Raw genomic sequence first — 18,110 nt, 5'->3', positions numbered from 1 at the left:
AAAATCATTTAAAATTAGAGAAAAAATAATCGAGATTAATATCTTCCTTTGCACACATCTATTTTTGACAATAAATATAATAGCCATACCATAAAAATACTCTAAGGAAAACCGACATGTATGATGAAGAAACAAGGGATTTTGCACAGGAGCAAGAGACAATAGTCTTGCCACTGGAGTATAGAGCGACGAATAGCAACGATAGCAGAGGCGAAGGTAGGGAGGAAGTTATGCGCGATTATGCACGCGTTCTTTATTCCTCATCATTTCGCCGATTACAAGGAAAAATGCAATTACTCGGAGTGGACGCCAATCGCTTTAATCGAAACAGACTGACACATAGCTTAGAGGTTGCGCAATTAGCAAGAAGCATTGCGGTAGATTTAGGCCTTCAAAAAAGCGTTGTAGCTGAAACTTGCTCTTTAGCGCATGATATAGGCAATCCGCCCTTTGGTCATTACGGTGAAATGGTATTAAATAAATTAAGCGCTGGCATTGGCGGCTATGAGGGTAATGCACAAGCTTTTAGAGTAATGAGGAAATTAGAAAAGAAACATCACTCTTATGAAGGATTAAATCTAACAATCCGAACTTTTTTTGGAATAACTAAATACTTTAACAAAAAAGAAGAAAATAGTAAAAAATATCTATACCCAGATGATTATGATTTTTTAACTACGGAACTTTCAAACCATGGCATAACAATCAAGAAAAGTATTGATGCACAAATAATGGACATTTCTGATGAAATTGCTTATGCAGCACACGACCTGGAAGATGCGTTGAGCTTTAAGATGATAACCATAGGTGAAATTTTACACGAATTCAAAATTAGCACAAAATACAGTTCGGCATACGATAATTTCTCAGAAATAGTAAAACACTCAGAAAGTGAAGCGCTTAAATGCAATACGCATGGCTCATCTGAGGAATACTCAGTAGTATTAAGAAAAGAATTGACGTCCACTATTGTGAATGAATTATGCAAGGATATAAAAGCAATAGGAGAAAAAGGTAACAAAAGGCTTGGCTACGCATCGAAACACAATCTTGCCACCGGATTAAAAAATCTTCTCTTCAAAGCTATACTAAGAAAGAAAGATGTTCAACTTTATGAGAAACGTGGAGAGAAAATAATAAAAGGGCTCTATGAAGTTCTTACCGACCAGTCATATAATAAAGGGAAAATATTATTGCCTGCAGAATTACGACATCTAGATGAACCAATCGAACGTCTAGTTATTGATTATATAGCTGGAATGATGGATTCTTTCGCGGCTCAAGAATATGAGAAATATTTCGGCAATGGCTCATTAGACCGGATATATCAACCCTGAAATTTGACATACTTAGTTGAAAAAAAGCCGCTGTCTCCCGACAGCGGCTTTCTCATTCCTGCCCCAGCAGCAGCGTCTTGAACCAAGTCGCCGCGCCGCAAGTAACGTAACTAATTACCCCACAAACTTCCGCGCATTCCTGAACATGCGCATCCATGGCGAATCCTCGCCCCATGCTTCAGGGTGGTAGGACTGCTGCACCGAACGGAACACGCGCTCCGCGTGCGGCATCAGCACGGTGAAGCGGCCGTCTGGCGTGGTGACGGAGGTGATGCCTTCCGGCGAGCCGTTCGGATTGTATGGATACGCTTCGGTGGCGGCGCCCTTGTTGTCGACGAAGCGCATGGCTTTCGTGACCTGGGTGATGTCGCCCGTTTGCGAGAAGTCGGCGTAGCCTTCGCCGTGGGCGATGGCGATGCCGGCTTGGGTGCCGGCCATGCCGTTGAAGAAGATCGATGGGGAATCCATCACTTCGACCATGGCAAAGCGGCCTTCGAATTTCTCCGACTTGTTGCGCGTGAATTTAGGCCAGGCGTGGGCGCCGGGGATGATGGATTTCAGGTTGCTCATCATCTGGCAGCCGTTGCAGATACCCAGGCCGAAGCTGTCCGTGCGGTTGAAGAAGCGCGCGAACTGTTCCGCCAGGCTGGCGTTGAACAGGATGGTTTTCGCCCAGCCTTCGCCCGCACCCAGCACATCGCCGTAGGAGAAACCGCCCACGGCGATGACGCCCTGGAAGTCGTCCAGCTTGACGCGGCCCGCGATCAGGTCGCTCATGTGCACGTCGACGGCCGTGAAGCCCGCCTGATGCATCACATACGCCGTCTCGATGTGCGAGTTGACGCCCTGCTCGCGCAGGATGGCGACGCGGGGACGCACGCCCGTGGCGATGAATGGCGCGGCGATGTTCTCGTTCTGGTCGAAGGTGACAATCGGCGACATGCCCGGGTCTTGCACGTCCAGCAGGCGGTCATATTCGGCATCCGCGCAGGCGGGATTGTCGCGCAGGCGGGCGATGCGCCAGCTCGTTTCGCTCCACAGGCGGTGCAGTTCCGCGCGCGGCTGGGTGTAAATCAGCTTGGCGTCACGCGTGAATTCGATCACGTCGCGGTCGTTCAATTTGCCGATGATATGGCTGCAGGCGCCCAGGTTGAAGGTGCGCAGCACGTCCATGACGAGCGATTTTTCTTCCGCGCGTACCTGGATGACGGCGCCCAGCTCTTCGCTGAACAGGGCGCGCAGGGTCAGTTCATTGCGGCGTTCCGCCACCTGGCCGGCCCAGTTCTTGGCGTCGCCCCAGTCGCTGGAATGCTCGCCTTCCATGGTCAGCATGTCCAGGTTGACGGACATGCCCGTGTGGCCGGCGAAGGCCATTTCCGTCAGGGTGGCGTACAGGCCGCCGTCCGAACGGTCATGGTAGGCCAGCAACTTGTCGTCGCTGTTCAGCTTTTGAATCGCCGCAAAGAAGCCTTTCAAGTCTTCCGCGCTGTCCACGTCCGGCGTGGCGTTGCCCAGCTGGCCCATGACTTGTGCCAAAGCGGAGGCGCCCAGGCGGTTCTTGCCGCGACCCAGGTCGATCAAGATCAGGGAAGTGTCGCCCTGGTCCGTCTTCAGCTGCGGCGTGAGCGACTTGCGCACGTCCGTCACCGGCGCGAACGAGGAAACGATCAGCGACACCGGCGAGGTGACGGATTTCGCCGCGCCCGTGCCCTCGTCTTTCCACGTCGTGCGCATGGACAGGGAATCCTTGCCGACGGGGATGCTGATGCCCAGCGCCGGGCACAGATCCATGCCGACGGCTTTCACCGTGTCGTACAGGGCTGCGTCCTGGCCAGGCTGGCCGCAGGCGGCCATCCAGTTGGCGGACAGCTTGATGTCGGAAATGTCGGAAATGGCTGCGGCGGCAATGTTGGTGACGGCTTCGCCCACGGCCATGCGGCCGGAAGCGGCTGCGTCGATGACGGCCAGCGGCGTGCGTTCGCCCATGGCCATCGCTTCGCCCAGGTAGCCCTCGAAGCTCATGGTGGTGACGGCGCAATCGGCCACCGGCACTTGCCATGGTCCCACCATCTGGTCGCGCACGGTCATGCCGCCCACGCTGCGGTCGCCGATGGTGATGAGGAAGGATTTGTCGGCCACGGTGGGCAGCAGCAGCACTTTTTGCGCCACGTCCACCAGGTCCATGCCCGTCAGATCGATGGCCGGGAAGTCGTTGGCCACGTGGACCACGTCGCGCTGCATCTTGGGCGGCTTGCCCAGCAAGACGTCCATCGGCATGTCGACCGGCTCGTTGCCCAGTTCCGGGTCGATCAGTTTCAGTTGACGCTCTTCGGTGGCCACGCCCACGGCGGCGAACAGGCAGCGTTCGCGTTCGCACATGGCCTTGAACAGCGGCAGGCTTTCCGGCGCGATGGCCAGGACGTAGCGCTCCTGCGACTCATTGCTCCAGATTTCCTTCGGCGCCATGCCCGATTCTTCCAGCGGAATCTTGCGCAAGTCGAAAATCGCGCCGCGCTTGGCGTCGTTGGTGATTTCCGGGAAAGCGTTCGACAAGCCGCCCGCACCCACGTCGTGGATGGAAATGATCGGATTGTCCGCGCCCATTTGCCAGCAGGCGTTGATGACTTCCTGGGCGCGGCGTTCCATTTCCGGATTGCCGCGCTGGACGGAATCGAAGTCCAGGTCGGCCGTGTTGCTGCCGGTGGTCATCGACGAGGCGGCGCTGCCGCCCATGCCGATGCGCATGCCCGGGCCACCCAGCTGCACCAGCAGGCTGCCGACGGGGATGTCGTTCTTGTGCGTGTGCTGCGCCGAGATATTGCCGATGCCGCCCGCGATCATGATCGGCTTGTGGTAGCCGAAGACGGCGTCCGGTGCACCAGCTTCTTGCGCGCCGACGTTCTGTTCATACGTGCGGAAGTAGCCGCCCAATACGGGACGGCCGAATTCGTTCGAGAACGCGGCGCCGCCCAGCGGGCCTTCGATCATGATCTGCAGCGGCGAGGCGATGCGTTCCGGTTTGCCGTATTGCTCCGCATCGGCGCGGCCAGCCAGCGGCGCCGTCACGGAAGCGGCCGTTTCCCAGCTGCGCACGGCGTCCGGCAGCGACAGGTTCGACACGGTGAAACCCGTCAAGCCCGCTTTTGGCTTGGCGCCGCGGCCCGTCGCGCCTTCGTCGCGGATCTCGCCGCCCGCGCCCGTCGAGGCGCCGGGGAATGGCGAAATGGCCGTCGGGTGGTTATGCGTTTCCACCTTCATCAGGGTGTGCGTCAGTTCGTTTGACGCCGCATATTCGTGCTTGTCGCCGCGCGGGTAGAAGCGCGACACGGTGGCGCCTTCCATGATCGAGGAATTGTCGCTGTAGGCGACGACGGTGCCCTTCGGCTGCAGTTCGTGCGTGTTCTTGATCATGCCGAACAAGGACTTGGCCTGCGCCACGCCGTCGATGGTCCAGTCGGCGTTGAAGATCTTGTGGCGGCAATGCTCGCTGTTCGCCTGCGCGAACATCATCAGTTCCACGTCCGTCGGGTTGCGGCCGGCCTTGGTGAAGGCGGCGTCCAGGTAGTCGATCTCGTCTTCCGACATCGCCAGGCCCAGCTCGACGTTCGCCGTTTCCAGCGCGGCCTTGCCCTGTCCCAGCAAGTCGATGGATTCCAGCGGGCGCGCTTCCAGGGTGCGGAACAGGTCCTTGGCGTCGTCCGCGCTGCGCAGCACGGATTCCGTCATGCGGTCGTGCAGCAGCGCTGCCACGGCGTCGACCTGCTCCTGCGTCAGTTTGCCCGCGCCGATGGCGCTGCCCAGGATGCCCGATTTCAGGTTGATGCGGAAAGCGATACCGCGTTCGACGCGCTTGATGTGCGCCATGCCGCAGTTGTGCGCGATGTCGGTGGCTTTCGAGGCCCACGGCGAAATCGTGCCAAAACGGGGAATGACGAAGAATTCTTCGGCAGCGCCTTCCGTATTGTCGGCCTGGGCCGGCTCGCCGTACGTCAGCAAGGCGCCCAGGCGCGTGCTGTCGTCGTCGGTGAGAGGCGCGCCGGCATCGATGAAATGGACATAGCGTGCTTGTACGGCAACGATCGCAGGCGAAACGGCTTGCAGTTGGCTTAACAGACGGTGGCTACGGAAATGGGACAGGGCATTGGAACCCGGCAGTATCAACATGATTGGAAGGTGGTTGATGCAGCGTGGCTGCGGGTTAAAGGTAGGTATGACAATATCTTTCGTACGGCAAATTTCCTTTGCGCGCATTATACCCGTTTTACCCCTGCTTTATGACCGGAACTTATGGCTTTCCAGCCATTTTGCCCTGGAAACGGACAGTTTTCGCCAACTTGCAACAGCCAGGCCAGGCAACCTTCAGGCGATCACGTAACGGTTCTTGCCCTGGCGCTTGGCCAGGTACAGCGCTTCGTCGGCCAGGCGGTAGCCGTGGCCCAGGTCCTTGCCGCGGTCCAGTTCGGCCACGCCCACGCTGATCGACACGAACTGCGCGGCCAGGAAGCCCTGGCTGACGGCCTCGACCAGAGCAGCGGCAAAGGCGCGCACGTCTTCGCGGTTGCCCGCGTAGACGATGCCGAATTCCTCGCCGCCCAGGCGTCCGCACAAATGGCCCTGCGCCTTGCCCGCGATGATGGCCGCCGTGCGCACCAGCACCTCGTCACCCGCATCATGGCCCTGCTGGTCGTTGATGATCTTGAAGTCGTCGATATCGATCATCAGGAAGTACAAGGTGCCGCCCTGCGGCGCGCCATGCATCTGCTGCGCGCGCTGCGTGAACATGCGGCGGTTGTTCAAGCCCGTCAGGCTGTCCTGGAAGGCCAGCCGCGTCAGCTCCTGCTTCGAGTGATAGTTACGTAACCGCAATAAACTGAAGCTGACATTCAGCGCCAGTCCGAACAGCACGCTGACGGCGATCATCAGCGGCGCCCACGATTCGTCGGGCAAGCCAGCGTTGACGGGATACAGGCCATGGCCCACGTTCCACCACACGCCCGCCACCACGGCCAGGTAGCTGAGGCCGCCATTGAAGATGGAAGCGATGGCCAGGGTCATGAAGACGCCCACGGGCAAGACCCAGAAGCTGGCATGGCCTATGGCGTCGGCCATGGTGCGCAAGCCGAAAGTCAGGGTCAGCACGGCGCAGGCGCCCGTGATGGTAAGCACGGGCAAGGTGGTGCAGCGGTAGCGCACGATCAGGCTGGCCAGCATGCCCAGCAGCGCCAGCACGGCATGCGCCAGGTTGGGCTGGAACGGCGCCGGCATCAGCATCCACGTCAGGCTGTAGGCGACGATGCCCAATACTTGCGTGACGAGGCCAACGCGGTGCAGTTCCGCAAAATACGTGTGCTGCTGCTCGCTGTTGCCGCCAAACGCGAGGGGGATGGCGACGCGCCGCAGGGTACTCAAGGAAGGAAGGCGCATCAGGAAGGCTGGATTTTCTCTCGTAAAGGTGAAACGCCAGCGGTCACGTCACGGTGAAACCCTGCGTCTGCGCCACATCGGGGCGGTGCGCGGCCGGCGGCCGTGAATACCGTTAAGACATTAATTAATACATTAATGCAAACAGAATACCTGCTCCCCGAAACCTCTGCAAGACGGATGTGCATGCCGTCAGGCGATGACATAGCGGTTCTTGCCCTGGTGCTTGGCCTGGTACAGCGATTCATCGGCCAGGCGATAACTGTGCGCCAGTTCCGTGTCGCAGGCCAGTTCGGCAATGCCCACGCTGATCGACACGGCCTGCCCCGGATTGAAGGCCAGGTAGACGGCATCGACCAGGCTGGCGGCGAACTGGCAGACGGCGCGCCGGTCCCCGATGTAGACGATGCCGAACTCCTCGCCCCCCAGGCGTCCGCACAGGTGGCCGCCGCAGGCGTCGGCGATGATGTGCGCCGTCTTGACCAGCACCACGTCACCGGCGTCATGGCCCAGGGTATCGTTGATTTTCTTGAAATTGTCGATGTCGATCATCAGGAAGTACATGGTTTGCGGCTGCTGCTGCAACTGCTGCGTCAATTCGGTAAAGCGGCGGCGGTTGTTCAAGCCAGTCAAGCCATCCTGGTAGGCCAGGCGCGTGAGCGCCTCCCTGGCGCGAAAGTCGCGCAGGCGCAACAGATTAAAGCTGATGCTCAGGACCAGGCCGAACAGCATGCTGTAGGCGATCAGCAGGTTCGACCAGGCTGCGTGCGCCATGGCAGGATCGAGCGGAAAATGGCCGTAGCCCAGTATCAGCCAGACAGCCGCCGCAACGATGAGATACACCACGCAGCCATTGAAAATGGGCGCCGCCAGCAGCACCATGAACACGCCCACGGGCTGCATCCAGAATTCCGCCTGGCCTGCCCCTTCCGCCAGCAGGCGGAAACCAAAGGCGATGGCGCACATGCCCAGCGCGCCCCCCAGTTTCAGCACCCAGATGGCGCGCGCGGCCACATTGATGCCGATGGCCAGCGCGATGCCGGCCAGCGCAGACAGCAGCGCCGCCATGTCGAGCGTATTTACAGGAGGAATGAAGACCCACACCAGCATAATGCTGGCCAGGGCAAAGGATTCGCTGATGACGGCCATGCGGCGCAATTCGGGAAAGTACTTTTCGGCATGCGCCCGTCCTCCGCCGAACAGCAGATGATGCAGGGTTTGCTTGCGCGTGTCGTTCAAATACATGGCGACTTTCCAGGCGACGATTCCAGCATGGTCAAACGTAAAAGGTTGCCTTCAGGATACCCTGCGCCCGCCCTGCCCGCAAGCGCACGCGCCAGCCGTGTCGCGCCGCATGCGTTCGCCTGCATTTTGTTAGCGATTTGCACTGGCTTTGCAGTATGCTGACAAATAATAATATTATTAGGCAACTACGTTGCACCATCGAGCCGCAGAGCCATATACAGATGAACGAGAGCTGAACAATGCCAGAATATAGCGACTTATCTGTCCTGATCGTCGACCCGAACCCCAGCATGCGGGGCAATCTGCACAATATGCTGAACCAGGCGGCCATTACCAAGGTGGAATATGCCGTCAATTCCGGCACGGCCATCCGCCTGCTGATGAAAAAACCGTTCGACATCATCCTGTGCGAATACGATCTTGGTAGTGGCACGGATGGCCAGGATGGCCAGCAGCTGCTGGAAGACTTGCGCCACCACAAACTGATCGGCCTGTGGACCATCTTCATCATGCTGACGTCCGAAGCCATCCACAGCAAGGTGATCAGCGCGGCCGAGCTGACGCCGTCCGACTACATATTAAAACCGTTCACCGTCGATGTGCTGAGCGGCCGCATCGAGCGCGCCATCGAGCGCCGCGCCATCTTCCTGCCCACCTACCAGCTGATCGACAAGGGCGACTTGCGCGAAGCCGTGAAAAGCTGCCGCGCGGCCGAACTGCAGCACCCGCGCCTGGCGGCCGACTTCGCCCGCCTGCGCGCCGAACTGCACATCACCCTGGGCGAGTGGCGCGAGGCGGAACAGATCTATGCCGACACCCTGGCCACGCGGCCCATGGCCTGGGCCCACCTGGGTCTGGCGCGCACCCTGTTCGAGCAGCAGCGCCACGAGGATGCGCAGGAGGCGCTGCTGGAACTGGTGGAAGTCAATCCCCGCTTCATGGCCGCCTACGACCTGCTGGCGAAGAACCATGAAGCAATGGGCCAGCAGATGCAGGCCAAGAAAATCCTCGAAGACGCGGTGGCCATTTCGCCGCACATGGTGCGCCGGCTGCGCCACCTGGGCGGCATCGCCTTCGACACGGGCGATATCGGCGCGGCCGAGCGGGCCTACAAGCAGGTGGTGACGAAGGCCAAGTACTCGGAATTCCGCGATCCGGAAGACCACGTCAACCTGGTGAAAACGCTGGTGAAAAAGGGCGACGCGCCGCAGGCGAGCGGCGTGCTGCGCGACATGGAGCGCTCCCTGCGGGGCGGTGCCAACGTGGAAGCCTGCCGTGCCATCTCGGCCGCCATGCTGCATGAACTGTCGGGCAATGACATCGCCGCCGCCAGCGAACTGCAGCTGGCCGCTGCCGCCCTGGACGGCGCGCGGGGCCTGTCGACCCAGCTGAAGGTGGGCCTGGTGCAGAGCTGCCTGAAGAATAACCTGGAGCAGGCCGCCTCCGATGTCATGATGAAACTCGTCAACGAGGCGGACAGCGACGTGACGATGGAAGAAGCCGTGGACGTGTTTGAAAAAGCGGGCCGCCACGACCTGGCGCAAGGCATGGGCCAGCAGATCAAGAACCAGGTGCAGGAACTCATGCAGGATGCGGCCAGCAAGTCGGAAAGCGGAGAGCTCAAGGGCGCCGTCTTCGTGCTGCGCCAGGCCCTGCGCAAGACGCCGGGCAACCTGCCCGTGCTGTTCGCTTCCGTCGACGCCATCCTGCGCCAGCTCAACATGCTGGGCTGGGAAGCCCCGCTGGCCGAGCAGGCGCAGCACCAGATGCAGGTGATCCGCAAGATCGACCCCAGGCATCCGAAGCTGGAGTCGCTGAAGCAGCAGTATGCGGCCACGCAGCACAAGTATGGTATTGCTACCTGACTGCCGCCCGCGCCCCGCCCTTTATCTGCCTGGGCCGGGCCCTGCGTAACACGCCGTCCCCTTCCGGCCCCGTTCCTTGCGTCCAGGTTGAGAGCGCCTGGCAGACACTTTTTAGAGGCGACCGCGTGGCTTGGCCCGTCGGGAGATACTTTATCGGAGGCTTTCCTTTAAGCCTGCGAATTACGCAGCACCGGAAACAAGCCGCCGTGTACCCGCACCGTCGCGCACAGCGCTCCCAGTCCGGCGAGTGCTGCTGGTAGACGTTTTGCCAAATGGCAACAAATCAACTAGCAATTTCCGCAGTTTTATATGAATATGCTGAAACTGGATGATGACGGAGCAGTTGCAGGAGACGATTTTGTCCCTGCATCTTCTTCTCACTCACCAAAATAGGACACTCACATCTGAAAGTACATTTGCAATGAACACACCGGAAAACACCTTTTCAATTTCGCTGGATCAAGTCAACAGCGCTTTCGGAATTTCAGCCGCTACGCTGCGCGCATTGGCAAAGAGCCATGGCGTGACCGAAGAGGCAATCATCATCCGGGCCCTGAGCGAGTGGGCCAAGAAGGAAATTCCGGATCTCGATCTCGACTCGCCTGAACTGTCCGAGAAGCAAATTCAAGCTCTGCTCGACTCTGCAAGCAAGAAGGACGTCTTGAAGGACAACGCCCCGTCTCTGCTCAATTTGTATAAAGCAACCTTTCCTGACTCAGGAAACTGATAATAAAAGCGGTATTGACACCTTCAATAAAGAGAATTTTTAGGATTTGGCAGCCAGATCATCTCGATCGAACCACGCCAGGACCAAAATCACATTCCATTTTTTAAGGACAGGCAGGCATTCCAGGCACCATTTACCGGGTATGCGTTCATGTATGCCACGATTATCGTTGACGCAATTTTATTTCTTTGGAACCAATAAAAATAGCATACAAAGCATTGAGGAATGTCCAAATAAAAAGCGTATTAAGAGACACTATCAAGGAAGTGATGATTGCTGAAAAAAAGGCTACGTCTTTATTTCAGACTTTTTGCCTCTGCTTTCAAAGCCTTTAGCGGCCAGTCCAAAAGTCAAGTCATTCGATGATAAAACTCAAGCGCGGCTCGCCGCGCCAAGCCACCCCTTGCCCTCTCCACTAGAACCACATCCCACGGATGTGGTTTTTTTATTCTTATTCTGCTGGCGCATAAACAGCGTGAATGCATTTCCCATATGCTGTTGGAAATCTGCCATTCTTCATTGGGCAAAGCGTCAAGGTCCAGGCAAGGACGGCGAACGCGTGCGTCGGGAGGAATGCCCGCAAGGAACGGAACCTGCCAATGACGGCGCCCGGCCGTAAGCGGAACGTACTTCGGCATAAGGCGCTCTTCGCCGCATATCCAGCATACGTACAGGGTATTATTGATGGACAAGAAATTTTCATCAACTATCCAAGGGAATGAAGGAATGAAGGTTTACCTCGACGATGAGCGCACTACGCCGCAGGGCTGGACTCGCGTGTATTGGCCTGATGAGGCAGTAGCGCTATTGGCCGCCGGCGGGGTTGCCGAAATCAGTCTCGACCACGATCTTGGCGATGACGGGCGGGGCACCGGCTATGACGTCGTCTTGTGGATCGAGGAAGCCGTCGCATTGCGCGGTTTTAAGCCCCCGATTATCCAGGTCCATTCGGCCAACAGTTCCGCACGTGAAAAGATGGAGGCAGGGATCGCTGCCATCCGCCGCCTGGCCGCCGGGCGCGATATCAGTTGACGGCAATGACCGCGGTGTCGTATCAGGTGTATGGACTCAAACTTGCGCTGACAGCCGCTGTCAGATGATTTACAGTCTTAATGCCCATCACCTTCACCAGGGAGACGCCATGCACAAACAGATCATCCTCAACCTGCCTGTGCAGGATCTGGACAAATCCAGAGCCTTCTTTTCCGCCCTCGGCTTCACCTTCGATCCCCGCTTCAGCGGCGAGAACGCGGCCTTCATGAACATTGCCGGCGACACCATCCAGGCCATGCTGACGACGGAACCCTTCTTCCAGTCGCTGATCGACAAGCCTGTCGCGAATGCCAGGGAGGCCAATGAAATCGTCATTTGCCTCAGTTGCGAAAGCCGGGAAGAGGTGGACAGCCTGATCGCCAGGGCCGTTGCCGCCGGTGGCCGCACGCCGCATCCGCCCGAGGACCAGGGCTTCATGTATGACCAGGGCTTCGAGGATATCGATGGCCACCTGTGGAACCTGGTGTGGACGGCGCCGGAAGCCTGACGCCGGCGAATTGCCTTGCTTTTCTGGCGGGAAGGCAGCCGACCAGCGCTACTGTCGGATTACGGCCCTGCCGGGCCTAATCCGACCTGCGCTTTTTCACCGTTGCCGCCGCCATTTACGAGTTCAGTGGCGTAATCGTGCAGGCCGGATCAGCGTAGCGACATCCGACGCCATTGGTGAACCGCCGTGTTTATTTGCGCGCCACCCGCGCCACCACCAGGTCGATCAATTCGGCGATCAATGGCCGGAACGCGGCGGCATTGCCGCCCTGCCCCAGCATCACGGTGCGCGTGGTCAGGTGCGAGAACACGGCATCGAAGAGGATTTGCGGCAGGTTGGAAAACGCGGTGTCGGGCGCGATGCGGCCCTGGACGCGCTGCTGCTCCAGCAGGCGCAGGATCAATGCGTGCCACACTTGCGGGCCGTGTTCGTACCAGGTCTGGCCCACGGCCGGCACGGCGGCGGCGCCCGTGACGACGAGGCGATAAAAATCCACGTGGCGGGGGCTGGTGACGACGGCCACCAGTTCATCGAGGATCAGCTGCAAGCCCTGCTCCAGGCCCGCCTGCGACGTATCGAGCTGGCGCAAATCGATGATGAAGTCGGCGCACAGATATTCGACCACCGCCACCAGCAGCTCCTGCTTGCTGCCGAAGTAGCGGTAGGCGGTGGCTTTCGAGCCGCCCGCCTCGGCCACGATGGCGTCCATGCTGACGCCGTCATAGCCGGAGGCGAGGAAGAGGTCCGCCGCCGCCACCAGCAGCTTGCGCCGCCGCTCCTCGCTTCGGGTAGTCGGGGAAGCGGGGACGGTGCGCAACTGGGGCATGAAGCAAACTCTTACTGTGTCTTGGGAAGCGCGTATGCTATCACGTAATCCCCGCGGTCCGGGCTCTGGCGGGCGCCGCCCGCGACCACCACCACGTACTGGCGGCCCGACTTGGGCGACACATACGTCATCGGCGTGCCTTGCGAGCCGACGGGCAGGCGCGACTTCCACACTTCATGCCCGGTGGCGATATCCATCGCGCGCAGGTAGTAATCCTGCGTGCCCGCATAAAACACCAGGCCCGACGCCGTGCTGACGCCGCCGCCCAGGGTCGGCATGCCCAGCGGGATGGGCAGGCGCGCGCGCATGCCGTTGATGACGGCGTCCTGCACCGTGCCGGCCGGACGCTCCCATACTTTTTTCTGCGTCTTGAGGTCGATGGCGGCAAACACGCCCCATGGCGGGCTTTGGCATGGAATGCCCAGCGGCGAGTTGAAGGCCTTGTGGTCGATGACGAAGGGCGTGCCGTCCATCGGATAAGTGCTGCCCACGCCGTGGCCCGAGGTCAGCTTGGCCACGTCCACGGTTTCGCGCGGCACCAGCTTGACCACTTGCGGCATGCGGATATCGTTGACGAACATATAGCCATTGCTTTCGTCCACGGCCGCGCCGCCCCAGTTGAAGCCACCGTAGTAGCCCGGATAGATCAGGGTTTCACTGGTACTTGGCGCCGTGAACTCGCCCTGGTAATTGAGCTTGCGGAAGCTGATGCGGCACGCCAGCTGGTCAAAGAAGGTGGCGCCCCACATGTCGCGCTCCGTCAGCGCTTGCGCACCGAGGGCCGGCATGCCGGTGGAATATGGCTGCGTTTTTGCCACCCAGTCGCCGGCCGCATGCTCCTGCGGCACGGGTTTTTCCACCACGTCGGCGATGGGCGTGCCCGTGCGGCGGTCCAGCATGAAGATCTGGCCGCGCTTGGTCAGCTGTACCAGCGCCGGCGTCTTGCCGCCCTTGCCGTCGGGGACGTCGTACAGGGCCGGCTGCGCGGCCACGTCGTAGTCCCAGATATCGTGGTGGACGGTCTGGAAGGTCCAGCGTTCGCGGCCCGTGGCCATGTCGAGGGCGACGATGGCCGACGAATATTTCTCCGTCAGCGGCGGACGCTTGCCGCCCCAGAAGTCGGGCTGCTCGTTCCCCAGCGGCAGGTAGACCAGGCCCAGTTCATTGTCGACGGCGGGCGTGGACCACATGTTCGGCGTGCTACGCGTGTAGGTCTGCCCTTCCGGCGGCAGCTTGGTGATGGCCGGGTTGCCCAGGTCCCATGCCCACACCAGCTCGCCCGTGTCGGCGCTGTAGGCGCGCACGACGCCGGACGGCTCGTCGACGGAGCGGCCGTCAAAGACCCAGCCGCCAAGGATGATCAGGTTGCGCGCGATGGTCGGCGCCGACGTGTAGGCATAGTACGGCACGTTGGCGCGCACCTTGCCCAGGCCCGTCATCAGGTCGACCGAGCCCTTGTCGCCGAAGCCTTCGCACAGTTTGCCCGTTTGCGCGTCGATCTCGATCAGGCGCGCATCCATGGTCACTTGCACGATGCGTTTGGCGCAGGCGCCCGGTTGCGGCGCGCTGGCCGCCTGCATGCCGTCGAACCGGAACGGTTTGTTCACCGTGGCCGGTTCGTAGTAGCCGACGCCGCGGCAACGGTTCCAGGTCTTGGTGTTGGCAGGCCGGGAATCGTAGCTCCAGCGCTCCTTGCCCGTGTCGGCGTCGAGCGCGACGACCTTGCTCGTCGGCGTGCAGGTATAGATGGTGTCGCCGATCTGCAGCGGCGTGTTTTGCGATTCGGATGCGCCTTCGGCCAGCTCGCCCGTGCGGTAGCTCCATGCCACCTGCAGCTGGCCAACGTTCTGCTTGTCGATCTGCGTGAACGGCGCGAAGCGCGTTCCCGCCTGCCCGTTCGCATAGTGCGCCCAGTTGGCGCTGCCGTCATTGGCCAGCGCGACGGCATCCTGCTGCGGCCGGACCGCCGCTTCCGTCACGCCATGCGGCTTGAACATGGCAGCGAAACCGGCCGCCAGCAGCACGGCGAACAAGGCGGCAAAGCCGCGCGACTGCCCGGAATGGGCGCGGCCCGCCAGCCATGGATGCATGAGGGCGGCCGCCAGGCCGATCACGAGGAATGGCGCCAGGCGCGGCACCATGGGCCAGAAGGCGAAGCCGATTTCCCACACGGCCCAGATCAGGGTAGCGATGACCAGTGCGGCCACGACGGCGCTGGCCAGCGCTTTGCGGCGCAGGTACAGCACGCCGGCCGCAAGCAGGCCGAGACCGGCCAGCAGGTAATACCAGGAACCGCCTAGGGTAATGAGTTCAATGCCGCCGGCCGCCAGGGCCAGGCCGGAAAGCCCGAGAAAAACGCCAAGAACGGCCAGCGCCACGCGCTTGCCCCTGGAGACCGGCGGGATCGCCGCCGCTCCATACTGTGTTGAAGTGTCCATTTTTTATCCAAGACGCCTCCCCTGCCCAGGCAAACACGTCGGGGATGGCTGATTTTTATAAAACCACGTAGTGAAACTGTACTGTACGGTTTCATTTTATGCCGTTTTTTGACGCAAGGAAAGAAAAATTGATGTCGGAGCTTGATTTTTGGCGGGGATGGGGGATGCCGGTCGGATGGTTGTTGGATGATGCGCTTGCGCGCTTGTCCCGAGTTGCGGCGAGTGCAGCGTTTGTCGAATTACGCTGCGCTAATCCGACCTACGGGGGCGGCCCTACACGAAGAAGACGCCACCCCGGGAAAACTGCCGGGGTCGGACCCAGAGGGTCCGACCCCAGTTCCTCGACGCCGGCGTGCCGGTTTTGACGGTCAAACAAATCAAATACCGTTGGAACGTCCGAAAAACACCCAGGGCCAGGCGCCGCGTCGAAGACAGTACAGGGTATGGCAACTTCGTACGGCGAGACGCGGCAACAACGCCCTGGGCGTTTTCTCGGGCGTTACCCTTTTATTGCGCGAGCGACGCCATGTCGATGACGAAGCGATAGCGCACGTCGCTCTTGACCACGCGCTCGAACGCTTCATTGATATCCTGGATGCGGATGATCTCGATGTCGGAGACGATATTGTGCTTGCCGCAAAAATCCAGCATTTCCTGGGTTTCCTTGATCGAGCCGATCATGGAACCGGACAGGCTGCGGCGCGCGCCGACCAGGCCGAAGGCGCTCACGGGCGGCACGGCGCCGTCCGGGATGCCGACGATGACCATGTTGCCATCCACTTTCAGCAGGTTGATGTACTGGTTCCAGTCGATGGCCGCGCCCACGGTGCAGATGATCAGGTCGAAGGTGCCGGCCAGCTTGGTGAACGTTTCCGCGTCGTTGGTGGCGTAGTAGTGGTTGGCGCCCAGGCGCAGGCCGTCTTCGCGCTTCGACAGGGTCTGGCTCAGTACCGTCACTTCGGCGCCCATGGCGTGGGCGATCTTCACGCCCATGTGCCCCAGGCCACCCATGCCCAGGATCGCCACCTGCTTGCCAGGGCCGGCTTTCCAGTGGTTCAGCGGCGAGTACAGCGTGATGCCTGCGCACAGCAGCGGCGCGGCGGCGTCCAGCGGCAGGTTGTCGGGAATCGACAGCACGTAGCCTTCCTTGACGACGATGCTGTCCGAGTAGCCGCCCTGCGTGGCCGTCTTGCCATCGGCTTCCAGGCCATTGTAGGTCTGGATCAGGCCTGGCATGTACTGTTCCAGGTCGACGTTGCGCGTCTTGCAGGTAGTGCAGGAATCGACGAAGCAGCCCACGCCCACGTGGTCGCCCACCTTGAACTTGGTGACGTCGGCGCCGACGGCAGTGACGACGCCGGCGATTTCATGGCCGGGCACCATCGGGAAGGCGGAGCCGCCCCATTCGTCGCGCGCCTGGTGGATATCGGAATGGCACACGCCGCAGTATTTGATCGAAATGGCCACGTCGTCGGCGCGCGGGGCGCGGCGCTCGAACGTGAACGGTTGCAGTGCGGAGGTCGGGCCCAGTGCGGCATAGCCTTTGGCGATGGTAGTCATGAAAACTCCTATGGATATATGTATGTGACAGGGGAGACGCGTGCCGTGCAAGCGATGCTGCTAGTCTGCGGCAAATGCGCCGCGCGCGTTACCGCGATCCTGCAAGACCTTTGCACGATCCTCCAAATCTGCGTAAGATCATCCCCTGCCCTCCCTCGCCTGATGCATACTGCCGCCATGTCCACGCCACTTCCCCCGCAAGATGAAATCGCCGCCCTGATCAGCCGCCACGCGCCGCGCAACGGCGACTACGCGACGGCCATCGGCAACCTGACCTTCCATCGCCAGTCCTCGACGACGGAATCGCTGTTCCATGCGGCGCGTCCCAGCGTGGCCCTGATCGCGCAAGGCGGCAAGCAAGTCACCCTGGGCAGCGACACTTTTCACTATAGCCGCATGCAGTATCTGCTGACCTCCGTCGACCTGCCGGTGCAGGTGCGCGTGGTGGAAGCGAGCGTCGAGGCGCCGCACCTGTGCGTGGTGCTGGGCATCGACATCGCCGACGTGGCCGCGCTGCTCGACGGCGAGAACGCCAGCGCGGGCGGCGGCGCGGCGCAGCCGAAGCTGATCCCCGCCACGCGCGGCATTTCCGTCAGCGACGTGTCGCCCGAGCTGCTGGACGCCATGCTGCGCCTGGTGCGCCTGCTCGACAAGCCCGAAGACATCGCCACCCTGGCGCCGCTGATCCGCCGCGAGCTGACGTACCGACTGCTCAATGGCCCCGTCGGCGCGCGCCTGCGCCACATGGCGCTGGCCAGCAGCCAGTCGCACCAGGTCAAGCAGGCCATCGACTGGATCAAGGCGCATTACGCGCAGCCGCTGCGCATCGAGCACCTGGCCGGCATGGCGAACATGAGCATGTCGTCGCTGCACCACCACTTCAAGGCGATTACGGCCATGACGCCGATGCAGTACCAGAAGCTGCTGCGCCTGCAGGAAGCGCGGCGATTGATGCTGGTCGAGCAGATCGACGCGGGCACGGCCGGCTACCGCGTCGGCTACGCCAGCGAATCGCAGTTCAGCCGCGAATACAGCCGCCAGTTCGGCCGCGCGCCCATGCGCGACGTGGGACAGGTGCGCGCCCAGCTCAGCGGCACGACGGCCTACGCGACGTCCTGATTTGCCTGCACTGCGCGGCGTGCATTAGAATC

The 18,110-nt window shown here is 60.5% G+C and carries 12 protein-coding genes; 6 read left to right on the top strand and 6 right to left on the bottom strand.

Annotation, left to right across the window (positions count from 1 at the left end; genetic code table 11):
- Positions 1–116 precede the first annotated feature (116 nt).
- Complete coding sequence (dgt, locus tag ACZ92H_RS17070; RefSeq protein ID WP_465050309.1) at positions 117–1,337, top strand: dGTP triphosphohydrolase; 1,221 nt, start codon at positions 117–119, stop codon at positions 1,335–1,337.
- Between the two features lie 114 nt (positions 1,338–1,451).
- Here dgt and purL read toward each other — a convergent pair whose 3' ends face one another.
- From purL to ACZ92H_RS17055, 3 genes are all read right to left on the bottom strand, one after another.
- Entirely contained in the window at positions 1,452–5,501 is a 4,050-nt protein-coding gene (purL, locus tag ACZ92H_RS17065) for a phosphoribosylformylglycinamidine synthase (protein ID WP_465050308.1), read from the bottom strand.
- Between the two features lie 195 nt (positions 5,502–5,696).
- Entirely contained in the window at positions 5,697–6,761 is a 1,065-nt protein-coding gene (locus ACZ92H_RS17060; protein ID WP_465050307.1) for a GGDEF domain-containing protein, read from the bottom strand.
- A 189-nt stretch (positions 6,762–6,950) separates the two neighbouring features.
- Entirely contained in the window at positions 6,951–8,003 is a 1,053-nt protein-coding gene (locus tag ACZ92H_RS17055) for a GGDEF domain-containing protein (RefSeq protein WP_465050306.1), read from the bottom strand.
- A gap of 239 nt (positions 8,004–8,242) precedes the next feature.
- Between ACZ92H_RS17055 and ACZ92H_RS17050 the strand changes: the two genes are divergently transcribed.
- The 4 genes from ACZ92H_RS17050 to ACZ92H_RS17035 all read left to right on the top strand — a co-directional run bounded on the left by ACZ92H_RS17050 (position 8,243) and on the right by ACZ92H_RS17035 (position 12,135).
- On the top strand, positions 8,243–9,868 hold the full coding sequence (locus ACZ92H_RS17050) for a response regulator (RefSeq protein ID WP_131369829.1): 1,626 nt from the start codon (positions 8,243–8,245) through the stop codon (positions 9,866–9,868).
- 328 nt (positions 9,869–10,196) lie between these two features.
- Positions 10,197–10,595, top strand: a complete 399-nt coding sequence (locus ACZ92H_RS17045) for a hypothetical protein (RefSeq protein ID WP_465050305.1) — start codon at positions 10,197–10,199, stop codon at positions 10,593–10,595.
- Positions 10,596–11,321: 726 nt separating this feature from the next.
- Positions 11,322–11,627, top strand: coding sequence for a cyclic-phosphate processing receiver domain-containing protein (locus ACZ92H_RS17040; RefSeq protein WP_465050477.1), 306 nt, complete (start codon positions 11,322–11,324; stop codon positions 11,625–11,627).
- Positions 11,628–11,736: 109 nt separating this feature from the next.
- Positions 11,737–12,135 (top strand): VOC family protein, encoded by a 399-nt coding sequence (locus ACZ92H_RS17035; RefSeq protein ID WP_131369835.1) that lies wholly within the window; start codon positions 11,737–11,739, stop codon positions 12,133–12,135.
- Between the two features lie 190 nt (positions 12,136–12,325).
- Here ACZ92H_RS17035 and ACZ92H_RS17030 read toward each other — a convergent pair whose 3' ends face one another.
- The 3 genes from ACZ92H_RS17030 to ACZ92H_RS17020 all read right to left on the bottom strand — a co-directional run bounded on the left by ACZ92H_RS17030 (position 12,326) and on the right by ACZ92H_RS17020 (position 16,959).
- Complete coding sequence (locus tag ACZ92H_RS17030; RefSeq protein WP_131369838.1) at positions 12,326–12,961, bottom strand: TetR/AcrR family transcriptional regulator; 636 nt, start codon at positions 12,959–12,961, stop codon at positions 12,326–12,328.
- Between the two features lie 11 nt (positions 12,962–12,972).
- The gene (locus tag ACZ92H_RS17025; RefSeq protein WP_465050304.1) at positions 12,973–15,399 is read right to left on the bottom strand and encodes a membrane-bound PQQ-dependent dehydrogenase, glucose/quinate/shikimate family; all 2,427 of its coding nucleotides are present in this window, start codon (positions 15,397–15,399) and stop codon (positions 12,973–12,975) included.
- Positions 15,400–15,906: 507 nt separating this feature from the next.
- On the bottom strand, positions 15,907–16,959 hold the full coding sequence (locus tag ACZ92H_RS17020; RefSeq protein ID WP_465050303.1) for an NAD(P)-dependent alcohol dehydrogenase: 1,053 nt from the start codon (positions 16,957–16,959) through the stop codon (positions 15,907–15,909).
- Between the two features lie 177 nt (positions 16,960–17,136).
- On the opposite strand from ACZ92H_RS17020, the gene ACZ92H_RS17015 reads away from it, so the two are divergent.
- The gene (locus ACZ92H_RS17015; RefSeq protein WP_131369846.1) at positions 17,137–18,078 is read left to right on the top strand and encodes an AraC family transcriptional regulator; all 942 of its coding nucleotides are present in this window, start codon (positions 17,137–17,139) and stop codon (positions 18,076–18,078) included.
- The last annotated feature ends 32 nt before the right edge of the window (positions 18,079–18,110 follow it).

The sequence above is a fragment of the Janthinobacterium foliorum genome, assembly GCF_978021625.1.
This window is presented reverse-complemented; position numbering and strand designations above follow the sequence as displayed.